Origin of the sequence: Pseudodesulfovibrio hydrargyri, assembly GCF_001874525.1 — a bacterium.
GTDB classification, from domain to species: Bacteria; Desulfobacterota; Desulfovibrionia; order Desulfovibrionales; family Desulfovibrionaceae; genus Pseudodesulfovibrio; species Pseudodesulfovibrio hydrargyri.
Window position 1 is genome coordinate 1788840 of sequence record NZ_LKAQ01000004.1, and the last position, 16552, is coordinate 1805391.

Below are 16552 nucleotides of genomic sequence, written 5' to 3' on the forward strand. Positions count from 1 at the left end.
TGGCCCGTGCCGTAAAGAGGGCGCGTTCGCTTTTCGGCTTCCGGAACGGAAAAGGCCGCGCGGCGCGAGATGCGCCGCGCGGCCCCCAAAGAGGAGGAATGTCGGATCAGATGGCTTCGTCGCGGTGGCAGTCCTTGGAGTAGATGTACTCCATGCGCTCGCGGCCGATGCCGTAGCACGCCTGCTTGCAGAACGGGGCGATCCAGATGAAGTCGCCGGACTCTACGGGCAGCCATTTCTCGTCGAGGAGGTACAGCCCCTCGCCCCGGTAGATGTACATGCCGTGCTCCTGCACGTGGGTCTCCACGAACGGATGGCAGCCGCCGGGCAAAAAGGCCAGGGTGTGGAAGTTCATGTCGAAGGCCTGGTCCACGGGCAACAGGTCGCGCACGAACACGTTCTCCATGGAGTCGTACTGGCTCTCGTCCATGTCGCGGATGGAGCCGGTGACCATCCACGGGGGTTGGACGGCCGGGTCCGGATGAGGGATGAAGCGCTGCTTGTAGAGCAGGATCTCCACCGGCGCGTCGCCCGTGGAGGCGAAGGAGATGCCCTTGCCGGGCGGAGAGTAGATGTATCCCCCGGCGGACAGAGTCTCGGACTTGCCGCCCACGGTGGCCTTGAGCGAGCCCTCGCCGGACATGACGAAGAGAAACGTCTCGATGTTCTCGGCCTTGCCGTAGGGCATGGTCGTCCTGCCCCCGGTCGACACGGTGCCGACCGTCTGCACGAAGTTGGCCCCGAGCTTGGGCGAGGCCAGGATGGACAGGGCGCAGCCCTCGATGCCGGGAATGACGTTGAAGACCCGGCCCTCGGTGGTGATGACCGCGTACTTGCCGGGCACGTACTCGGAGCGGTTTTTCAGGAAGCCTTCGGGATAAGGCATGGTGGTTGTCCTTGTTGCGTTCGGCCTGCTTGGTTCATGGCCGGGACGCGGGGGAGAGGTCGGTTTCCCCCGCGTCCCGGTATATGGGGAGGTGTACTACTTTCCGAACTTGTCGCGCCAGATTTTTCCGGTCTTTTCCATGTCCGAATCCGCCCAGGTGCGGCGCATGCGGTTCAGGGTGGGCATGCCCAGGGAGAATTCCTGGAGCCAGTTGCGGGCGAAGACGCCGCGCTCGGTCTCCTCGAAAATCTCCTCCATGGCCTGCTCGTTGATCACGCGCGGGCCGCTGTGGCGCACGGCGAACTCGCAGGTCCGGCTGGCCCGGGAGGTCAGGTAGGCCTCGATGCCCACGGCGTCGATGTCGTCGATGATCGAGCGGATGGAGCGGATCGCCTTGGCGTAGGCGAAGGAGCGGGGGTAGCCGTTCTTGACCATGATGTTGAACATGGTCCGCATGAGATGGATGGTCCCGCCGTACAGGACCTGCTCCTCGTAGTTGTCGCCCTCGGTCTCGTGCTGGAAGGTCATGTCGACCACGCCCACGCGGGTGGAGCCCACGGCCTTGGAGATGGCCAGGGCGGTCTCCTTCGCATGGCCGCTGACGTCCTGGTCCACGGACACGCAGCCCCAGATGCCGGAGCCGTCCTTGAACTTCTGGCGGGTCACCGGGCCGGGGCCGTTGGGCACGAACAGGACCACGTCCACGTCCTTGGGCGGCTTGATGGTCCCGTAGAGAATGGCGAAGCCGTGGGCGAAGCTCAGGGTCTGGCCGGGCTTGAGATGCTTGTGGATGGACTCGTAGTAGACCGACGGCTGGGCCGGGTCCTGGAGCAGGATGTGGACGATGTCCGCCTTGTCCACGGCCTCCTCGATGGAAAAGACCTCAAAGCCGTCGGCCTCGGCCTTGTCCCAGCTGGAGTGGCGGGTGCGGTCGCCCGCGCCCACGATGATGTTCACCCCGCTTTCGCGCATGTTCATGCTCTGGGCGCGGCCCTGGCTGCCGTAGCCGATGATGGCCACGGTCCTGCCGTCCAGCACGGACAGGTCCACGTCTTCGTCACGGTAGATTTTCTCGAATTCGATGTCGCTCATGGTTATTCCTTTTTTCTCTCTGTCTTGATCGGTGCCGCGCGGGACGCCTAGGCGTATTCCACGCCTTCCGGATCGTTGCAGGTCTTGATGATGCAGTTCAGGAGCACGTCGGCCCCGGCCGCGCAGTCCGCCCAGGAGGTCTCCTCCACCTCGGCATGGCTCCGGCCGCCGATGGACGGCACGAAGATCATGGCGCTGGGCGCGAACTGGTTGATGTACACGGTGTCGTGGGACGCGCCCGAGACCATGTCCAGGGCGGGCAGGCCCAGCTCCCCGGCGGTCTCGCGGATCATGGAGACCAGCTGTGGATGGAAGGGCGCGCGCTCCACCTCCCAGGTCCTGCGGATGTCCACGGTGGTCCCGGTGACCTCGGCGTGGGTGCGGACGGCTTTTTCGATGTCCGCGCAGACGCGGTCGGTCTCCCCCTCGTCCCAGCCGCGCACGTCGATGGTGAAGTGCAGGTTCCCGGCGATGACGTTGCGCGAATTGGGGGAGGGATGGACCTCGCCCACGGTGGCCACCACGTTGTCCGAGGCCAGGCCGATCTCGAAGATGTCCGAGGCCATGCGTGCGAAGGCGTAGACCGCGTCCTTGCGCTCGTTCATGGGCGTGGGCCCGGCGTGGTTGGGCACGCCGGTTATCTCCACGTCGTACCAGCGCAGGCAGACGATGCCCTTGGGCACGCCGATGGTCTTGCCTTGGCGCTCCAGGACCGGGCCCTGCTCGATGTGGTACTCGAAGTTGGCGTGCAGCGGCCTGGGGTCGAAGTCCTCCATGCCCTTGTAGCCGATGCGCTCAAGCTCCCCGCCGAAGGTCAGCCCCTCGCGGTCGGTTAAGGCGTACATGGCCTCGCGGTCGAGCTTGCCCGCGAACACGCCGGAGCCGGTGGTGCCCGGGGTGAAGCGGCTGCCTTCCTCGTTGGTCCAGTCGACCACGATCAGGTCGCGTTCAAGCGTGACACCCGCGTCGTTCAGGGCGCAGACCGCCTCCAGCCCGCCGATGATGCCGAGGATGCCGTCGAAGCGCCCACCCTGCGGCTGGGAGTCGCAGTGGGAGCCGGTCATAACCGGGGGCAGGGCGCGGTTCTTGCCCGGCCGGACAAAGAACATGTTGCCCATGCGGTCGATCCGCGTCTCGCAGCCCGCGGCCTCGAACCACGCCTTGAGCTGGTTGCGGGCGTCCCGGTCCTCGTCGCTCAGGGCCAGGCGGGTCACGCCGCCGTTTTTCGTCGCCCCGAAGGCGGCGATCTCGGTCAGGAACCGTTCAAGCCGCGCGGGGTCGGTTTTCAATGTCGCCATGGTCATCGGTCATTTCCCTTTGTTGTTCACGGGGATCACCGGCCTGCCGCAACCGGCGCGGCCGGTCAGCCGGTGTTTGCCCGTATCGGAATCGAATCGGCAGACCATCTCGCCCCGCAGCCACGTCTGTTCCACGCGGCCCGTGCAGGACATCCCGGCATAGGGGGTCTGCCTGTGCTTGGTCAGAAGATCCTCGGCCCGGATGGTCCACTGGGCCTCGGGGTCGAAGATCACGAAAGTCGCCTCGCTGCCCTCTTTGAGCGTGCCCTTGCGCGGGTACTGGCCGATGAACCGCGCGGGGGCGGCGCTGTACAGCCGGACCAGGAGCTCGGGGGAGAGCCCGCGCCGGACCACGCCCTCGGTGTGGAGCAGGGGGAAGAGGAACTGGACCCCGTTGATGCCGCCCCAGCATTGGTCGAAGGACGCGCGCTCCTTTTCGAAGGTCTCGGCGGGCGAGTGGTCCGTGCCGATGAAGTCCACGGCCCCGGCCTCGATGCGTTGCCACATGCCTTCCACATCGTCCGCCGAACGCACGGGCGGGGTGCACTTCAGCCGCCCGCCGATGCGGCTCAGGTCGTCGGTGGTGCACAGCAGGTACTGCGGGCAGGTCTCCACGGTGACCGGCACGCCGCGCTTTTTGGCCTCGGCGACCATATCCACCACCTCGGGCAGGCTGGCGTGGCAGACGTGCAGATGCCCGCCGGTCTCCTCGCTCAGGCCGATGACCCGCCTTGTGGCCTCCATTTCGGCCTCGGGGCAGTGGACGGCCAGGAAACGGGAAATCTCGTCCGCGTCGTCATGGTCCTGCCCGGCGATGCGGTCCATGACCGCCTGGTCCTCGCAGTGCACGCCGACGAACGAGCCGAGCCGGTGCGCTTCGGAAAAGCCGCGCCGCATGGTTTCCGGCTCGGGCATGGGGAAGCCGTCACCGCCGTCGCAGGTGAACATCTTGAAGCCGTAGGCCCCGGCCTCGGCCATGGGGGCGAGCTGGTCCGTATTGTCCTCCACCAGCCCGGCCCAGACGGCGTAGTCCACCACCGAGCCCTTGGCCGCGCGCTCGAACTTGTCGCGCACGGCCGCCTCGCTCAAGGTGTACGGCTCGTTGGACAGGGGCATGTCCGCGAACAGGGTCACGCCCCCGGCGGCGGCCGAGGAGGAGCCGGTGGAATAGTCCTCGCGCCGGGTCAGTCCCGGCTCGTTGAAATGCACGTGCAGGTCGATGAAGCCGGGCAGGACCAGCTTGCCCGCGCAGTCGAGGATCTGTTCGCCCTCAAGGCGCGTGCCGGGTTCCGCGATGCGGGCCACGTCGCCGTCCTTGATGCCGACGACGCAGTCGCGGGTGGCGTCTTCGAGGACCAGCCGGGCGTTTTCGAGCACGAGATCAAACATGATGTCCTCCGCCGGATACCGGAGTTTTGGCCAGGGGGTAGGCGTACCCGCCGGTCTTGCTCGTCTTGAGATTCAGGGAGACGAGGGATTCCACGAACTTGACCGCGCAGGCCACGCCCTCGACCACGGGGACGCCGAGTTCCCCGGCCAGACGCGGGGCCAGGTGGGCCATGCCGCCGCAGCCCAGGACCAGGGCGTCGGAGCGGTCCCTTTCCAGGACCGCGCGGGCCGCGTCGCGCAGGACCGCGTAGGCGGATTTGCCGTCTTCGAAGGCCAGGACCGGCAGCTGTGCGGCGTGCACGCCCCGGCAGCGGGCGGCCAGCCCGTAGCGGGCGGCGTTGTCTTCCAGAATGGGCACGGACCGTTCCAGCGAGGTCAGGATGGAGAAGCGGCAGGCCAGCATGGTGGCAGCGTGCATGGCGGCCTCGCCGATGCCGAGGACCGGCCCGGCGACCCGTTCGCGCACCGCGTCCACGCCCGTGTCGTCGAAGCAGGCCAGCACGTAGCCGTCCGCCGGGCCGCTCTCTTCCACCAGCTTGAGGGTGTGGAAGGCGGCCAGCACGCCGTCCGAGTGGCCCTCGATGGACAGGGGCGCGCCGGGCGGGCAGGTGCCGACGACCTCGGTGCCGGGCGCGGCCGCGGCCTTGCCCGTGTTCGCGATGGTTCGGGTCATGGCCGGGCTGGAATTGGGGTTGATGAGCAGGATGCGCATGGGAATGTCCTTTACCCGGCCTGGATGCGGCTGCGGCGACGCTTGAGCAGATGGAGGACGAGCAGGGTGCCGACGATGGCCACGAACGAGATGAGCGTGGTCAAGGTACCCAGTGCGTAGAGCACCGGCGTGGTCACGTTGGTGGTCATGCCGAAGATCTCCAGCGGCAGGGTGTTCTGCGAGCCCGAGGTCATGATCGTCCGGGCGAACTCGTCGTAGGACAGGGTGAAGCCGAACAGCCCCACGCCCACCAGGCTCGGCAGGATCAGCGGGATGACCACGAAGCGCAATGTCTGGAACGGGGTGGCGCACATGTCCGTGGCCGCGGCCTCGAAGGATTTGTCGAACCGGTTGAAGACCGCGAACATGATCAGCAGCCCGAAGGGCAGGGTCCAGGTCAGGTGCGCGCCAAACGCCGAGCCGTACCAGGTGGGTTCCACGCCCGCCTGGTTGAAGAGCAGGCCGATGCCCAGGCTGATGAGGATGGACGGGATGATCAGGCTGACCACGGTCAGGTAGAAGAGCACGCCGCTGCCCTTGAATTTCTTGCGGAAGGCCATGCCCGCCGAGAGCGATATGACCACGGTGGTGACCATGACCGCCAGGGCCAGGAGCAGGGAGCGGGTCAGGGACCCGCCGAAGTCGCCCACGGCCTGCGTTTCGAACAGCTTGAAGTACCAGTGCAGGGACACGCCGTTCATGGGGAAGGTCAGTCCGCCGGACGGCCCCTGGAAGGACAGGATGCCGATGGTCAGGGTGGGCCCGTACAGGAAGAGGATGAACAGGGCGAAGAACGCGGACAGGATGTAGAAGCTCTTCGGCCGTTTGCCGGTGGTGTTCATGATATGCTCCCTTGCGCCTTAGAGGTCTTCGCGGATGTTGGCGAAACGGAAGAGGATGGCGAGCATCATCAGGACCGTGAGCAGCAGGGTCACGGCCCCGGCCGCCGCCGCCGGATATTGCAGCAGGGTGATCTCGTTGTAGATGAGCACCCCCACCGAGGCGGACAGTCCGCCGGACATGAGGCGCACGGTGATGAAGTCGCCCATGACCAGGGTGAAGACGAAGATGGTCCCGATGGTGATGCCGGACTTGGACAGGGGGATGATAACCTGGGTCAGGACCTGGACGGGCGAGGCCCCGGCGTCGATGGCCGCCTCGATGAGCTTGCGGTCGATGCGCATCATGGAGTTGAAGATGGGTACGACCATGAACAGGGTGTACAGGTGGACAAAGGCCAGGATCACCGAAAAGTCGGAATAGAGCAGAAATTCCAGCGGATTGTCGATGAGCCCCAGGGACAGCAGGGCCTGGTTGACCAGTCCGTTGCGCCCGAGCAGGGGAATCCACGAGATCATCCGGATGATGTTGGACGTCAGGAACGGGATGGTCGCCAGCAGGAAACAGATGGTCTGGGACTTGGTGGTGCGCAGGTGGAAGGCCATGTAGTAGGCCGCGGTGAAGCCGATGACCAGGGTCAGGGCCCAGGAGGTCAGGGCGTAGAAGAAGGTCGTGCCGTAGGCCCGCCAGGTGACCGAGGAGGTCAGCAGGAAGTCGTAGTTGTCCCAGATGAAGTCCGGGATGATCGAAAAGGCGTTGTAGTCCCAGAAGCTGACCGCCACGATCATCACGGTGGGGATGACCAGGAAGACCAGCATGATGGCGAACAGCGGGAACGCCTGGAGATAGGAAAAGCGGGATTGCGTCATGGTGCGGCCCGTGTTGGGGCGGCTCCCCGGAAGGCCGGGGAGCCGCCGCGTTGATTGCGTTCTAGGAGGCGATGAACTCGTTCCACTTGCGGATCATGTACTTGTTCTCGTCCATGACCGAGTTCCAGCAGGCCACGTGGCCCATGCGCTCGTCGTAGGAGCCGCCGTCGCGGACCGCGCCCTTCTTCTCCATGGTCACGCCCTCGGGGCTGACGATGTCGGCGCTGGCCTTCTTGCCTTCCATCCAGTAGCCCCATTCGTTCTCGGACATGTACTGCTTGGAGGTTTCCGGAGCCGCGCTGTAGTAGCCCTGGCGGTTGAGGTACGCGCCGGCCCAGCCGGAGATATACCAGTTGAAGTACTCGTAGACCGCGTCCAGCTCCAGCCCGGACAGGTGGCGGGCGATGCCCAGGCCGCCGCCCCAGGCGCGGTAGCCCTCTTCCAGCGGCTGGTACTTGCACGGGATGCCCTTGGCGCGGACCGCGGCCACGGCCGGGGACCACATGGACTGGATGACGACCTCGCCCGAGGACATCAGGTTGACGGACTCGTCAAAGGACTTCCAGAAGGCGCGGAACTGGCCGTCCTTCTTGGCCTTCTTGAGGACCTCGATGGTCTTGTCGATCTCGTCGCGGGTCATGTTGCCCTTGTCGCCGTACTTGATGACGCCCATGGACTCGCAGATCATGGCCGCGTCCATGATGCCGATGGACGGGATGTTCAGGATGGAGGTCTTGCCCTTGAAGGCCGGGTCCATGATGTCGCGCCAGTTGGTGATGGGACGGCCCACCAGGTCCGGGCGGATGCCCAGGGTGTCGGCGTTGTAGATGGTCGGAATCAGGGTCATCCACTGGGTCTCGCGCTTGGCGAAGGCGGTGTCCTCGTTTTTCTCCACGAAGCCCACGGTGTGCGGGGCCGTGCCCTGGGCGATATCGGCGCCCGGGGTCAGCTGGCCGGTCTTGAAGAGCGGAGAGATCTTGTCGTAGAGCTTGATCTTGGAGGTGTCCATGGGCTGGATCACGCCGCTGGGGTACACCTTCTTGCAGACCCAGTACTCGATGTCCGCGATGTCGTAGGACTTGGGCTGGGTCACCGCGCGCTGGACCACCGCGTCGGAGTCGAGCGCGGTCATCTCGATGGTGAACCCGAGGTCCGCCTTGACCTTCTCGGCGATGGCGTTGACGCTGGCCGTGCCCGTGCCGAACTGGCGCAGCTTGATGTTCTTGATGTTCTGGGCCCAGACCGTGGGGAAACCGGTGATGACCGGCGCCGCGGCCACGGCCGCAGTGGCGACCGCCGCCTTGCCCAAGAAGCTCCTGCGGCTCATCTTGCCGCCTTTCTTCGTTTCCTTGACCATGACTCTCTCTCCTGTGTCGGTTACTGGTTTTTGCCTTTCCCGCCCTGAGGGGGAAACACGTTCATGTCGGTACAGTCCCAGCCCAGGGTAACCCTATCCCCGGGCGCGGGCGTGTCGGCAAAATATCGGTCGTCGGGCTCGCAGACCTGGACGGTCCGGCCCGATTCGGTCTGGCAGTGCAGGACCACGTGGGTGCCCTGGTACTCGGCCATGTTGATGGTCGCGGGCACGGTCACGTCCGTGCCCTCCCGGCCCTCGCCCGCCAGGCGGACGCGGTCGGTGCGTACGGAAAAGCCGTAGGTTCCGGAACCCTCCAGGTTGGGCAGGGCGCAGCACCGTTGAGCGCGGGCCCCTTCCACGGTCAGCCGGTGCCCCTCGGGCCGGGCCTCGAACTCGCCCTCGAAGATGTTGTGCCCGCCGATGAACCCGGCAACAAAAGGCGAGACCGGGGATTGGAAGACCTGGCGCGGGGTGCCCACCTGGCGGATGCCGCCGTCGGCCATGACCACGACCTTGTCGGCCAGGGCGAAGGCTTCCTCCTGGGAGTGGGTCACGTGGATGAAGGTCATGCCCAGCTCTTCCTGGATGTTCTTGAGTTCCTTGCGCATCTGCACGCGCAGGAAGGGGTCCAGGGCGGACAGGGGCTCGTCCAGGAGGATCGCCGAGGGCTTGGTGATCAGCGCCCGGGCCAGGGCCACGCGCTGCTGCTGGCCGCCGGACAGCTGGTCCGGCCTGACCTTGGCGAATCCGTCCATGTGGACCAGTTCGAGATATTCCATGGCCTGGGCGCGGCGGCTCTTCTTGGGCTCGCCCTTGAGCTTCAGGCTGAAGGCCACGTTGTCCACGCAGGACAGGTGCGGGAACAGGGCGTAGTTCTGGAACATGAGCGCGGTCTTGCGCTTGGCCGGCGGCTCGTTGGTGATGTTCCGGCCGTCCAGGAGGATGTCGCCGCTGGTCACGTCCTCGTGCCCGGAGATCATGCGCACGGCCGTGGACTTGCCGCATCCGCTGGGACCGAGCAGGCAGCAGTACTCGCCCGCCCGGACGGTCAGTTCGATGTTCCTGAGCGCTTCGACCTCGCCGTAATATTTGCCCACTGCGGACAGTTCCACTTTTCCGATGTCAGCCATGATGGTTCGCCGTTGTTTCAGTGTTGCTCGCTTCTTTCCCGGTGGAGACGGTGACGCCGGGTGCGGACGGCACGGAGAAGGCCGCTTCGCGGTCGCCCGGATGGACGCTGTTCCGCACCGGCCGGCGACGGTTGCGAAGGGCGGTTTTCATCTCTCGTTCTCTCCAATGGATTGCGTTGGATGGTAAACCGATTTGACCATCAGGTCTGACCGGTAAGGCCTTGGTCGTATAGATTGCGGATATTGTCAATGTTAAAAATTAATCTTTGTAAAAATATTCAAAAAATAACAATTTAGTAAAAATATGGCGTAAAAGATACAAAAATGTGGCTTTAAAAAATAAGTGGACAAAAAGTGATGGGCTGTGGTTTAGATTGGAACGGGCGCTGGTAAGACCAGTTGGCCGGGGTGGCCGGCCGGGACGAGAATGTCGATTCCCATGCAGGAAAGGTTACGAGGAATATGAGCGGAACATACGCGAAGGGGGCCGGTCGCATGTCGAGGTCGGACGAGGCGGTGGAGAGCATTCAGACGATGATCGCCCAAAACGGTTGGCCTGGCGGCTTCCAGCTGCCTTCCCAGCGGACCCTGGCCGAGGAGTTGGGTTTCAGCAGGCCGACCGTGCGCGAGGCCCTGGTGGCCCTGGAGACCATGGGCCGGGTGGAGATCAAGCCCGGCAAGGGGGCGTTCCTGGTGGACGGCGCGTCTCTGGGCACGCCCCTCGGCACGCCGCGCGCGGTGGCGAACCATTCGGCCCTGTCCGGGCGCGAGTCCCAGATGTACCAGTTCCGCTATGCCATCGAACCGGCCATCGCCGGGCTGGTGGCGGTCAACGCCACGGCGGCCCAGAAGCACGACATGGGCGTGGTCGTGGCGGCCATGCGCACGGCCCTGGAGTCCAGGGACCTGACCGAGTTCTCCCGGCTCGACTTCGCCTTCCATTCCCATATGATCGAAGCGGCCAACAACCGGTTCTTCACCGAAGCCATCACCCCGTTCCTCGGCATATTCTTCGAGAGCCAGACCCTCCCGCTGGTCCTGGACGACAGCGTGCACGACACGGTGCGCGAGCACGAGGAGATCATGGGCCACATCCGGGCCGGGCGTTCGGCGCAGGCGCACAGGGCCATGGAAAAGCACGTGCGCGGCGTGGCCGAGCGGGCCGGGGTCAAGCTGGTCGAATAATATCCCTATCATGACGATATTTCCCTTTTCTCCTGGCGGAGTCCTGTCCGAAACCCTGGCCGGCGCGCCCGGCCAAAGGAGTTGCCATGAGCAATCCAACCAAGATCGGCATCGTCATCTGCGACCGCTACCGGCGCTGCGCCGGGGGCAAGTGTCTGCGCGCGCTGAATAACCGTGAAGGCGCGTTCTCCCGCTACGCGGGCCGGGACGTGCAGCTTGTCGGCTACACCACCTGCGCGGGCTGTCCCGGCGGCAACGTGGAGTATCTGGGCGACGAGATGGTCAGGAACGGGGTCCAGGTCATCCACCTGGCCACCGGCCTGCTGGTGGGCTACCCCCCGTGTCCGCACATCGAGACCTTCAAGGAATTTCTGGAGGGCCGCTACGGGATCGAGGTGGTTGTCGGCACCCATCCCATCCCGCAAAACTACTTCGACACCCATACCCGGTTGGGTTCCTGGGACGGCGAGAAGTGGCTGACCGTCCTGGCCCCGGCCATGGCGGACGAGGCCATGCGCAAGGCGTACGACTAGCCGGTACGCCGGATTCCCGTTTGAAAGGGCACCGGTTCCGGCCGGCGCCCTTCCTGTTCCGCGCGGTCATTTTCCCGACCGGACGGGTATGGAGCGCATTGCCTCCCGCAGGGAAATCATCTACTTGAACAAAAGCGGGGACCAGATAGCCCGCCCATATCCAAGAGGTGAAACTTCCCATGAAAGACATACAGAAGTTCATTGCCGGTTTCCGGAATTTCCGTAAAGAGTATTTCAGTCGAGAGGACGCCCCGTTCGAGATCCTGCTCAAGGGGCAGAATCCGACCACCATGGTCATCGCGTGCAGCGATTCGCGGACCGACCCGTCGTTCATCATGCAGTGCGAGCCGGGCGACATCTTCGTGGTCCGCAACGTGGCCAACATCGTCCCGCCGTACGAGAGCGACGAGGGCTTCCACGGCGTGTCCTCGGCCATCGAGTACGCGGTCAAGGTCCTCAAGGTGGAGCATCTCATCGTGCTCGGCCACTCCCTGTGCGGCGGCATCGACGCCTTGATGCACGACGACAAGGTCAGGCATACCGAGTTCCTGTACAAGTGGCTGTCGGTCATGCGCCCGGTGCGCGAAGAGGTAGTGGACCACTTCGGCGAGGTCAACAAGAGGTCCTGCACCGCCTGCGAGATGGCGGGCATCCTGCGCTCGGTGCGCAACCTGATGACCTTCCCCTGGATCAAGGAGCGGGTGGGCGAGGGCAAGCTCAGCCTGCACGGCTGGTATTTCGAGATGGAATCGGGCCAGCTGCTCAGCTACATGCGCGAGACCGAGACCTTCGAACCCCTGAGCATGTGCTGTCCGGTGCTCAAAAGGGAGCAGGAGGACGAGTCGGAGTAGGGGGGCCATCCCGCTCTCTTCCTCCGCGAAGCGGCAAAACGGGATGCAAGGGTGCGAACCCTATCGCTGCTGTCGCCATCTCTAAGGCTCGAAGACTCGCCAAGAGCTGGTGCTGCCCGCCGGAGGCGACAAATCCGCAGGACAGCGGATTTGGACCGCGCCTGGCAAGGCGCGACCCCGCAGGGGTGAGCCCCAGGACGGGGCGAATCAAATCATCCGATAACCGCCGCGCAGCGGCTTTCCTAATCCTGTCTTTTCCCAAAAAAGCACAGGCCTCTCCCCCTTGCGCGCCGTATCGATCTCGCGTATATCCGGCCCTGGTCGGCAGTTCACCCAGGCGTCGCCGCCCCGTTCCGGGGAGCTAAACCTGCCATCATATCCTTTCCATTCGACACCTTGCAGCGTGCCGGGTCGGAAGTCGGCGACCACCGGCAGTCCCTTATCCGCGACAGGCGCGCAAGCGAGGATATGTCATGTCCAAAGTTCCCATGCCCTTTTACGCGGGGGATGTCTCCGCACTGGCGCGCACCCTGCGGCGCAAGCTTAAGGATGCCGAGACCGTGCCCGGCCACGTCGAGATGCTCAACCTGCTCGTCAAGGCCGAAGGCTACCGCAACTTCCAGCACTTCAAGGCCGAGTTCGACGCCCGGCAGGCCGTGGAGCCTCCCGAGGCGCGGACCGCCGAGGTCAACCTCAAGCGCGTCGCGAAGGTGGTCCGCCTGTTCGACAAACAGGGCTACCTGACGCGCTGGCCCAAGAAGTATTCCGAGCGGCTGCTCTGCCTGTGGGTCATGTGGTCCCGCATCACGCCGCGCACGGATTACAACGAATGCGAGATCAGCGAGCTGCTCGAACAACAGCACCTGTTCGAGGACCACGCCCTGCTCCGGCGCGAGCTGGCCGACCACCGCATGGTCGAGCGGACCAGCGACGGCAGCCGCTACCGGCGCATGGAAACTCCGCCGCCCGCCGAGGCCGTGGAGGTCTTCCGGCAACTGCGCTGATAGGCTCTGTCCAATGATTGATGAGGGACCCCGGTTTGGCCGGGGTCCCTTTTTTTCGGGGATCAGCCGTTGCGGGACGGGCACGGCGTCGCATCGACAACGTTACGGGACGGAAAATAATGATACCAGCTTGTTTTGATAAGGATAATCATGGTAGCTTTGCTTTTCGGGGCCGCTCGGCCCGGATTTCATACCAAGGAGATATTCAATGCTCATCGCCCCATATGACGAGATCCAAAAGGAATTGCTGGCCTTTCTGCCCAAGGACCGGGTCTATACCGACGCCCTGCGCACCCTGGCCTACGGCACGGACGCCAGCTTCTACCGGCTCATCCCCAAGATCGTGGTCGACACGGACAGCGAGGACGAGGTGGTCCGCATTCTGGCCGTGGTCAACGCCCACCAGGTGCCCGTGACCTTCCGCGCGGCCGGGACCAGCCTGTCCGGCCAGGCCATCAGCGACTCGGTGCTGGTCCGTCTGGGCGACGGCTGGCGGCACTACCGCATCTTCGATGACGCGGCCAAGATCGAGCTGGAGCCGGGCATCATCGGCAGCCAGGCCAACAAGTACCTGGCCCCGCACGGCAAGAAGATCGGCCCGGACCCGGCGTCCATCGATTCCTGCAAGATCGGCGGCATCGTGGCCAACAACGCCTCGGGCATGTGTTGCGGCGTGGCCGAGAACTCCTACAAGACCCTGCACTCCATGCGGTTGGTCCTGGTGGACGGCACCCCGCTCGACACCGGCGATCCCGCCAGCCGCAACGCCTTTGCCCAGAGCCATAGGCATATTCTGGACGGCCTGTCCGAAATGCGCGCCAAGGTCCTGGCCGATCCGGCCCTGGCCGAGCGCATCCACCACAAGTTCAAGATCAAGAACACCACCGGCTACAGCCTGAACGCCATCGTGGATTTCGAGGACCCGTTCGAGATCCTGCAGCACCTTCTGGTGGGCAGCGAGGGGACCCTCGCGTTCATCTCCAAGGTCGTCTACAACACCGTGGTCGAACACCCGCACAAGGCCTCGGCCCTGATGCGCTTCCCGGACGTGCGCTCGGCCTGCCGGGCCGCCACCGCCCTGCGCGGCGGGGCCGTGTCCGCCGCCGAGATCATGGACCGCGCGTCCATCGCCTCGGTCCAGGACAAGCCGGGCATGCCCGAAGGGCTCGACAAACTCGGCCCGGACGCCTGCGCCCTGCTGGTCGAGGTCCGCGCCGAAACCGCCGACGAGTTGCAGAAGAAGATCGGGAGCGTCAAGGAGATCATCAAGGACATCGAGCCGCTCGAACCGCACAAGTTCACGGACATCCCCGCCGAGTTCGGCAAGCTGTGGAACGTGCGCAAGGGCCTTTTCCCGGCCGTGGGCGCGGTGCGCGAGGCGGGCACCACGGTCATCATCGAGGACGTGGCCTTCCCCATCGAGTCCCTGGCCGACGGCGCCCTGGACCTCCAGGAGCTCTTCCGCAAGCACGGCTACGACAAGGCGATCATCTTCGGCCATGCGCTCGAGGGCAACCTGCACTTCGTCTTCACCCAGGATTTCAATGCCCAGGCCGAGATCGACCGTTACGAGGCGTTCCTGAACGACGTCACAGACATGGTCGCCAACAAGTACCAGGGCTCGCTCAAGGCCGAGCACGGAACCGGCCGGAACATGGCCCATTTCGTGGAACTGGAGTGGGGCCGCGACGCCTTCGCCCTGATGCGCGAGATCAAGGCGCTCTTCGATCCCAAGGGGTTGCTCAACCCCGGCGTCATCCTCAACGACGACCCCCGCGCCCATCTCAAGGACCTGAAGCCCCTGCCCGTGGCCGACGACATGGTCGACCGCTGCATCGAGTGCGGCTTCTGCGAGCCGGTCTGCCCGTCGCGCACCCTGACCCTGACCCCGCGCCAGCGCATCGTCGCCTACCGCGAAATCTCCCGCCAGGAACAGGCGGGCGACGCGGCCGAAACCAAGCGGGCCTTCCACGAAAGCTACGACTACGACGGCGAGGCCACCTGCGCCGCAGACGGCCTGTGCGGCACCCGCTGTCCCGTGTCCATCGACACCGGCAAGTTCATCAAGCAGTACCGCGCCTGGGGACACGGCCGCTGGGCCAATGCCGCGGCCACCTTCACCGCCAACACCACGGGCATGACCATTCACGCCGTGTCCGGCGCGCTGCGCGTGGCCGGAGCCGCCCAGGACGTGCTCGGCGACCGCGTCATGGACGCCGTGGCCGGAGGCCTGCACAAGGGCTCGGGCAAGCGCATCCCCCGCTGGAACACCTCCATGCCCCGCGCGGCCACGCCCGCGCGCCTCAAGACCCCGGCCACCGGCAACCGCGTGGTCTACTTCCCCAGTTGCGTGGCCCGGCACATGGGCCCGGAAAAGCACGACCCGGACAAGACCGCCATCCGCGACCGCACCCTGAGCCTGCTGGCCAAGGCGGGCTACGAAGTGGTCTACCCGGCCGACATGACCAAGCTGTGCTGCGGCCAGCCCTGGGAATCCAAGGGGTTCATCAAACAGGGCGACGCCAAGCTCCAGGAACTCGAATGCGCCCTGCGCGCGGCCAGCAACGGCGGCGAGCTGCCCATCCTGTGCGACACCAGCCCGTGCCTGTACCGCATGAAGGAGCACATCAAGGGCCTCAAGCTCTATGAACCCGTGGAGTTCGCCGTCCAGTTCCTGGCCGACAAGCTGGAATTCACCCCGGTCAACCGCAAGGTCGCCCTGCACGTCACCTGCTCCTCGCGCAAGATGGGGTTGGCCGAGCCCATGGAGGCCCTGGCCCGTAGGTGCGCCCGTGAAGTGGTCGTGCCCGAGGAGGTCTTCTGCTGCGGCTTCGCCGGGGACCGGGGCTTCAATTACCCCGAGCTGAACCAGGCCGCGCTCAAGGACCTGCGCAGGCAGCTCGACGGCTGCACCGTCGGCTACTCGACTTCCCGGACCTGCGAGGTCGGCCTGTCCCTGCACGGCGAGGTGCCGTACAAGAACATCGTCTTCCTGCTCGACGAGGCCAGCTGGCCGAAGCAGGCGGAGTAGCGGCAAAGGGGGCGTGGGGAGATGCCTCCGGCGGGCCCTCGCCGGGCGGGCGTCTCCGACGGGCAGGGCGCTGCCCTGCACCCGCCAGGGAGCAAGGCCCCCTGGACCCCCATCGCCTCGCTACGCTCGGAAGCGTGCGGCGGCGGAAGGTTTGGCCTTGGTCGCCTTCCGCCGTGCCGGTGGGCGATTTCGGGCGGAAAAAACGGATCGGACGGCGTGCTTCTTCGCATGAGGAAGCACGCCGTTTTTTCCGTCCGAAATCGCGGTTTTTTGTTTTGGAAAAGGTGAGGAGCGGAGGGCGGTTCTTCGCTGTGTCACCCCGCGAAGCGGCCACAAAAAGTTTAGGAAGGGAGAGGGGATGGGGGTCCGGGGGAA

At 65.1% G+C, this 16552-nt stretch carries 14 protein-coding genes; 5 read left to right on the forward strand and 9 right to left on the reverse strand.

Going from position 1 to position 16552, the window contains the following annotated elements; translation table 11 throughout:
- Window positions 1-106: 106 nt before the first annotated feature.
- The 9 genes from allE to BerOc1_RS12665 form a co-directional block, all read right to left on the reverse strand.
- Window positions 107-886, reverse strand: coding sequence for a (S)-ureidoglycine aminohydrolase (gene allE, locus BerOc1_RS12625; protein ID WP_071546035.1), 780 nt, complete (start codon window positions 884-886; stop codon window positions 107-109).
- Window positions 887-982: 96 nt separating this feature from the next.
- Window positions 983-1978, reverse strand: coding sequence for a ketol-acid reductoisomerase (ilvC, locus tag BerOc1_RS12630; protein WP_071546036.1), 996 nt, complete (start codon window positions 1976-1978; stop codon window positions 983-985).
- Between the two features lie 47 nt (window positions 1979-2025).
- Window positions 2026-3276: a Zn-dependent hydrolase gene (locus tag BerOc1_RS12635; RefSeq protein ID WP_071547109.1), complete on the reverse strand. Its 1251-nt coding sequence runs from the start codon at window positions 3274-3276 to the stop codon at window positions 2026-2028.
- Between the two features lie 9 nt (window positions 3277-3285).
- Entirely contained in the window at window positions 3286-4665 is a 1380-nt protein-coding gene (allB, locus tag BerOc1_RS12640) for an allantoinase AllB (RefSeq protein WP_071546037.1), read from the reverse strand.
- Complete coding sequence (locus BerOc1_RS12645; protein WP_071546038.1) at window positions 4658-5377, reverse strand: aspartate/glutamate racemase family protein; 720 nt, start codon at window positions 5375-5377, stop codon at window positions 4658-4660. The genes allB and BerOc1_RS12645 overlap by 8 nt, the downstream gene beginning before the upstream one ends.
- An 11-nt stretch (window positions 5378-5388) precedes the next feature.
- Complete coding sequence (locus tag BerOc1_RS12650) at window positions 5389-6219, reverse strand: ABC transporter permease (protein ID WP_071546039.1); 831 nt, start codon at window positions 6217-6219, stop codon at window positions 5389-5391.
- A gap of 18 nt (window positions 6220-6237) precedes the next feature.
- Window positions 6238-7086, reverse strand: a complete 849-nt coding sequence (locus BerOc1_RS12655) for an ABC transporter permease (RefSeq protein ID WP_071546040.1) — start codon at window positions 7084-7086, stop codon at window positions 6238-6240.
- A gap of 61 nt (window positions 7087-7147) precedes the next feature.
- Window positions 7148-8443: an ABC transporter substrate-binding protein gene (locus BerOc1_RS12660; protein WP_071546041.1), complete on the reverse strand. Its 1296-nt coding sequence runs from the start codon at window positions 8441-8443 to the stop codon at window positions 7148-7150.
- Between the two features lie 20 nt (window positions 8444-8463).
- The gene (locus BerOc1_RS12665) at window positions 8464-9573 is read right to left on the reverse strand and encodes an ABC transporter ATP-binding protein (protein WP_071546042.1); all 1110 of its coding nucleotides are present in this window, start codon (window positions 9571-9573) and stop codon (window positions 8464-8466) included.
- 495 nt (window positions 9574-10068) lie between these two features.
- Between BerOc1_RS12665 and BerOc1_RS19420 the strand changes: the two genes are divergently transcribed.
- From BerOc1_RS19420 to BerOc1_RS12690, 5 genes are all read left to right on the forward strand, one after another.
- The gene (locus tag BerOc1_RS19420; protein WP_071546043.1) at window positions 10069-10758 is read left to right on the forward strand and encodes a FadR/GntR family transcriptional regulator; all 690 of its coding nucleotides are present in this window, start codon (window positions 10069-10071) and stop codon (window positions 10756-10758) included.
- Between the two features lie 86 nt (window positions 10759-10844).
- A complete protein-coding gene (locus BerOc1_RS12675) occupies window positions 10845-11291 on the forward strand; it encodes a CGGC domain-containing protein (protein ID WP_071546044.1) in 447 nt (148 codons plus the stop codon).
- 179 nt (window positions 11292-11470) lie between these two features.
- On the forward strand, window positions 11471-12142 hold the full coding sequence (locus tag BerOc1_RS12680; RefSeq protein WP_071546045.1) for a carbonic anhydrase: 672 nt from the start codon (window positions 11471-11473) through the stop codon (window positions 12140-12142).
- A 473-nt stretch (window positions 12143-12615) separates the two neighbouring features.
- The gene (locus BerOc1_RS12685; protein WP_071546046.1) at window positions 12616-13146 is read left to right on the forward strand and encodes a DUF2087 domain-containing protein; all 531 of its coding nucleotides are present in this window, start codon (window positions 12616-12618) and stop codon (window positions 13144-13146) included.
- A gap of 208 nt (window positions 13147-13354) precedes the next feature.
- Window positions 13355-16177: an FAD-binding and (Fe-S)-binding domain-containing protein gene (locus BerOc1_RS12690; protein WP_071546047.1), complete on the forward strand. Its 2823-nt coding sequence runs from the start codon at window positions 13355-13357 to the stop codon at window positions 16175-16177.
- The last annotated feature ends 375 nt before the right edge of the window (window positions 16178-16552 follow it).

Excerpts from the sequence above, each read along its gene's own strand:
- BerOc1_RS12665 (WP_071546042.1), bottom strand. The coding sequence starts at position 9,573 with ATGGCTGACATCGGAAAAGTGGAACTGTCCGCAGTGGGCAAATATTAC.
- ilvC (WP_071546036.1), bottom strand. The coding sequence starts at position 1,978 with ATGAGCGACATCGAATTCGAGAAAATCTACCGTGACGAAGACGTGGAC.
- allE (WP_071546035.1), bottom strand. The coding sequence starts at position 886 with ATGCCTTATCCCGAAGGCTTCCTGAAAAACCGCTCCGAGTACGTGCCC.
- BerOc1_RS12675 (WP_071546044.1), top strand. The coding sequence starts at position 10,845 with ATGAGCAATCCAACCAAGATCGGCATCGTCATCTGCGACCGCTACCGG.
- BerOc1_RS12645 (WP_071546038.1), bottom strand. The coding sequence starts at position 5,377 with ATGCGCATCCTGCTCATCAACCCCAATTCCAGCCCGGCCATGACCCGA.
- BerOc1_RS12650 (WP_071546039.1), bottom strand. The coding sequence starts at position 6,219 with ATGAACACCACCGGCAAACGGCCGAAGAGCTTCTACATCCTGTCCGCG.
- BerOc1_RS12635 (WP_071547109.1), bottom strand. The coding sequence starts at position 3,276 with ATGGCGACATTGAAAACCGACCCCGCGCGGCTTGAACGGTTCCTGACC.
- BerOc1_RS12660 (WP_071546041.1), bottom strand. The coding sequence starts at position 8,443 with ATGGTCAAGGAAACGAAGAAAGGCGGCAAGATGAGCCGCAGGAGCTTC.
- BerOc1_RS12680 (WP_071546045.1), top strand. The coding sequence starts at position 11,471 with ATGAAAGACATACAGAAGTTCATTGCCGGTTTCCGGAATTTCCGTAAA.
- BerOc1_RS19420 (WP_071546043.1), top strand. The coding sequence starts at position 10,069 with ATGTCGAGGTCGGACGAGGCGGTGGAGAGCATTCAGACGATGATCGCC.
- allB (WP_071546037.1), bottom strand. The coding sequence starts at position 4,665 with ATGTTTGATCTCGTGCTCGAAAACGCCCGGCTGGTCCTCGAAGACGCC.
- BerOc1_RS12655 (WP_071546040.1), bottom strand. The coding sequence starts at position 7,086 with ATGACGCAATCCCGCTTTTCCTATCTCCAGGCGTTCCCGCTGTTCGCC.
- BerOc1_RS12690 (WP_071546047.1), top strand. The coding sequence starts at position 13,355 with ATGCTCATCGCCCCATATGACGAGATCCAAAAGGAATTGCTGGCCTTT.
- BerOc1_RS12685 (WP_071546046.1), top strand. The coding sequence starts at position 12,616 with ATGTCCAAAGTTCCCATGCCCTTTTACGCGGGGGATGTCTCCGCACTG.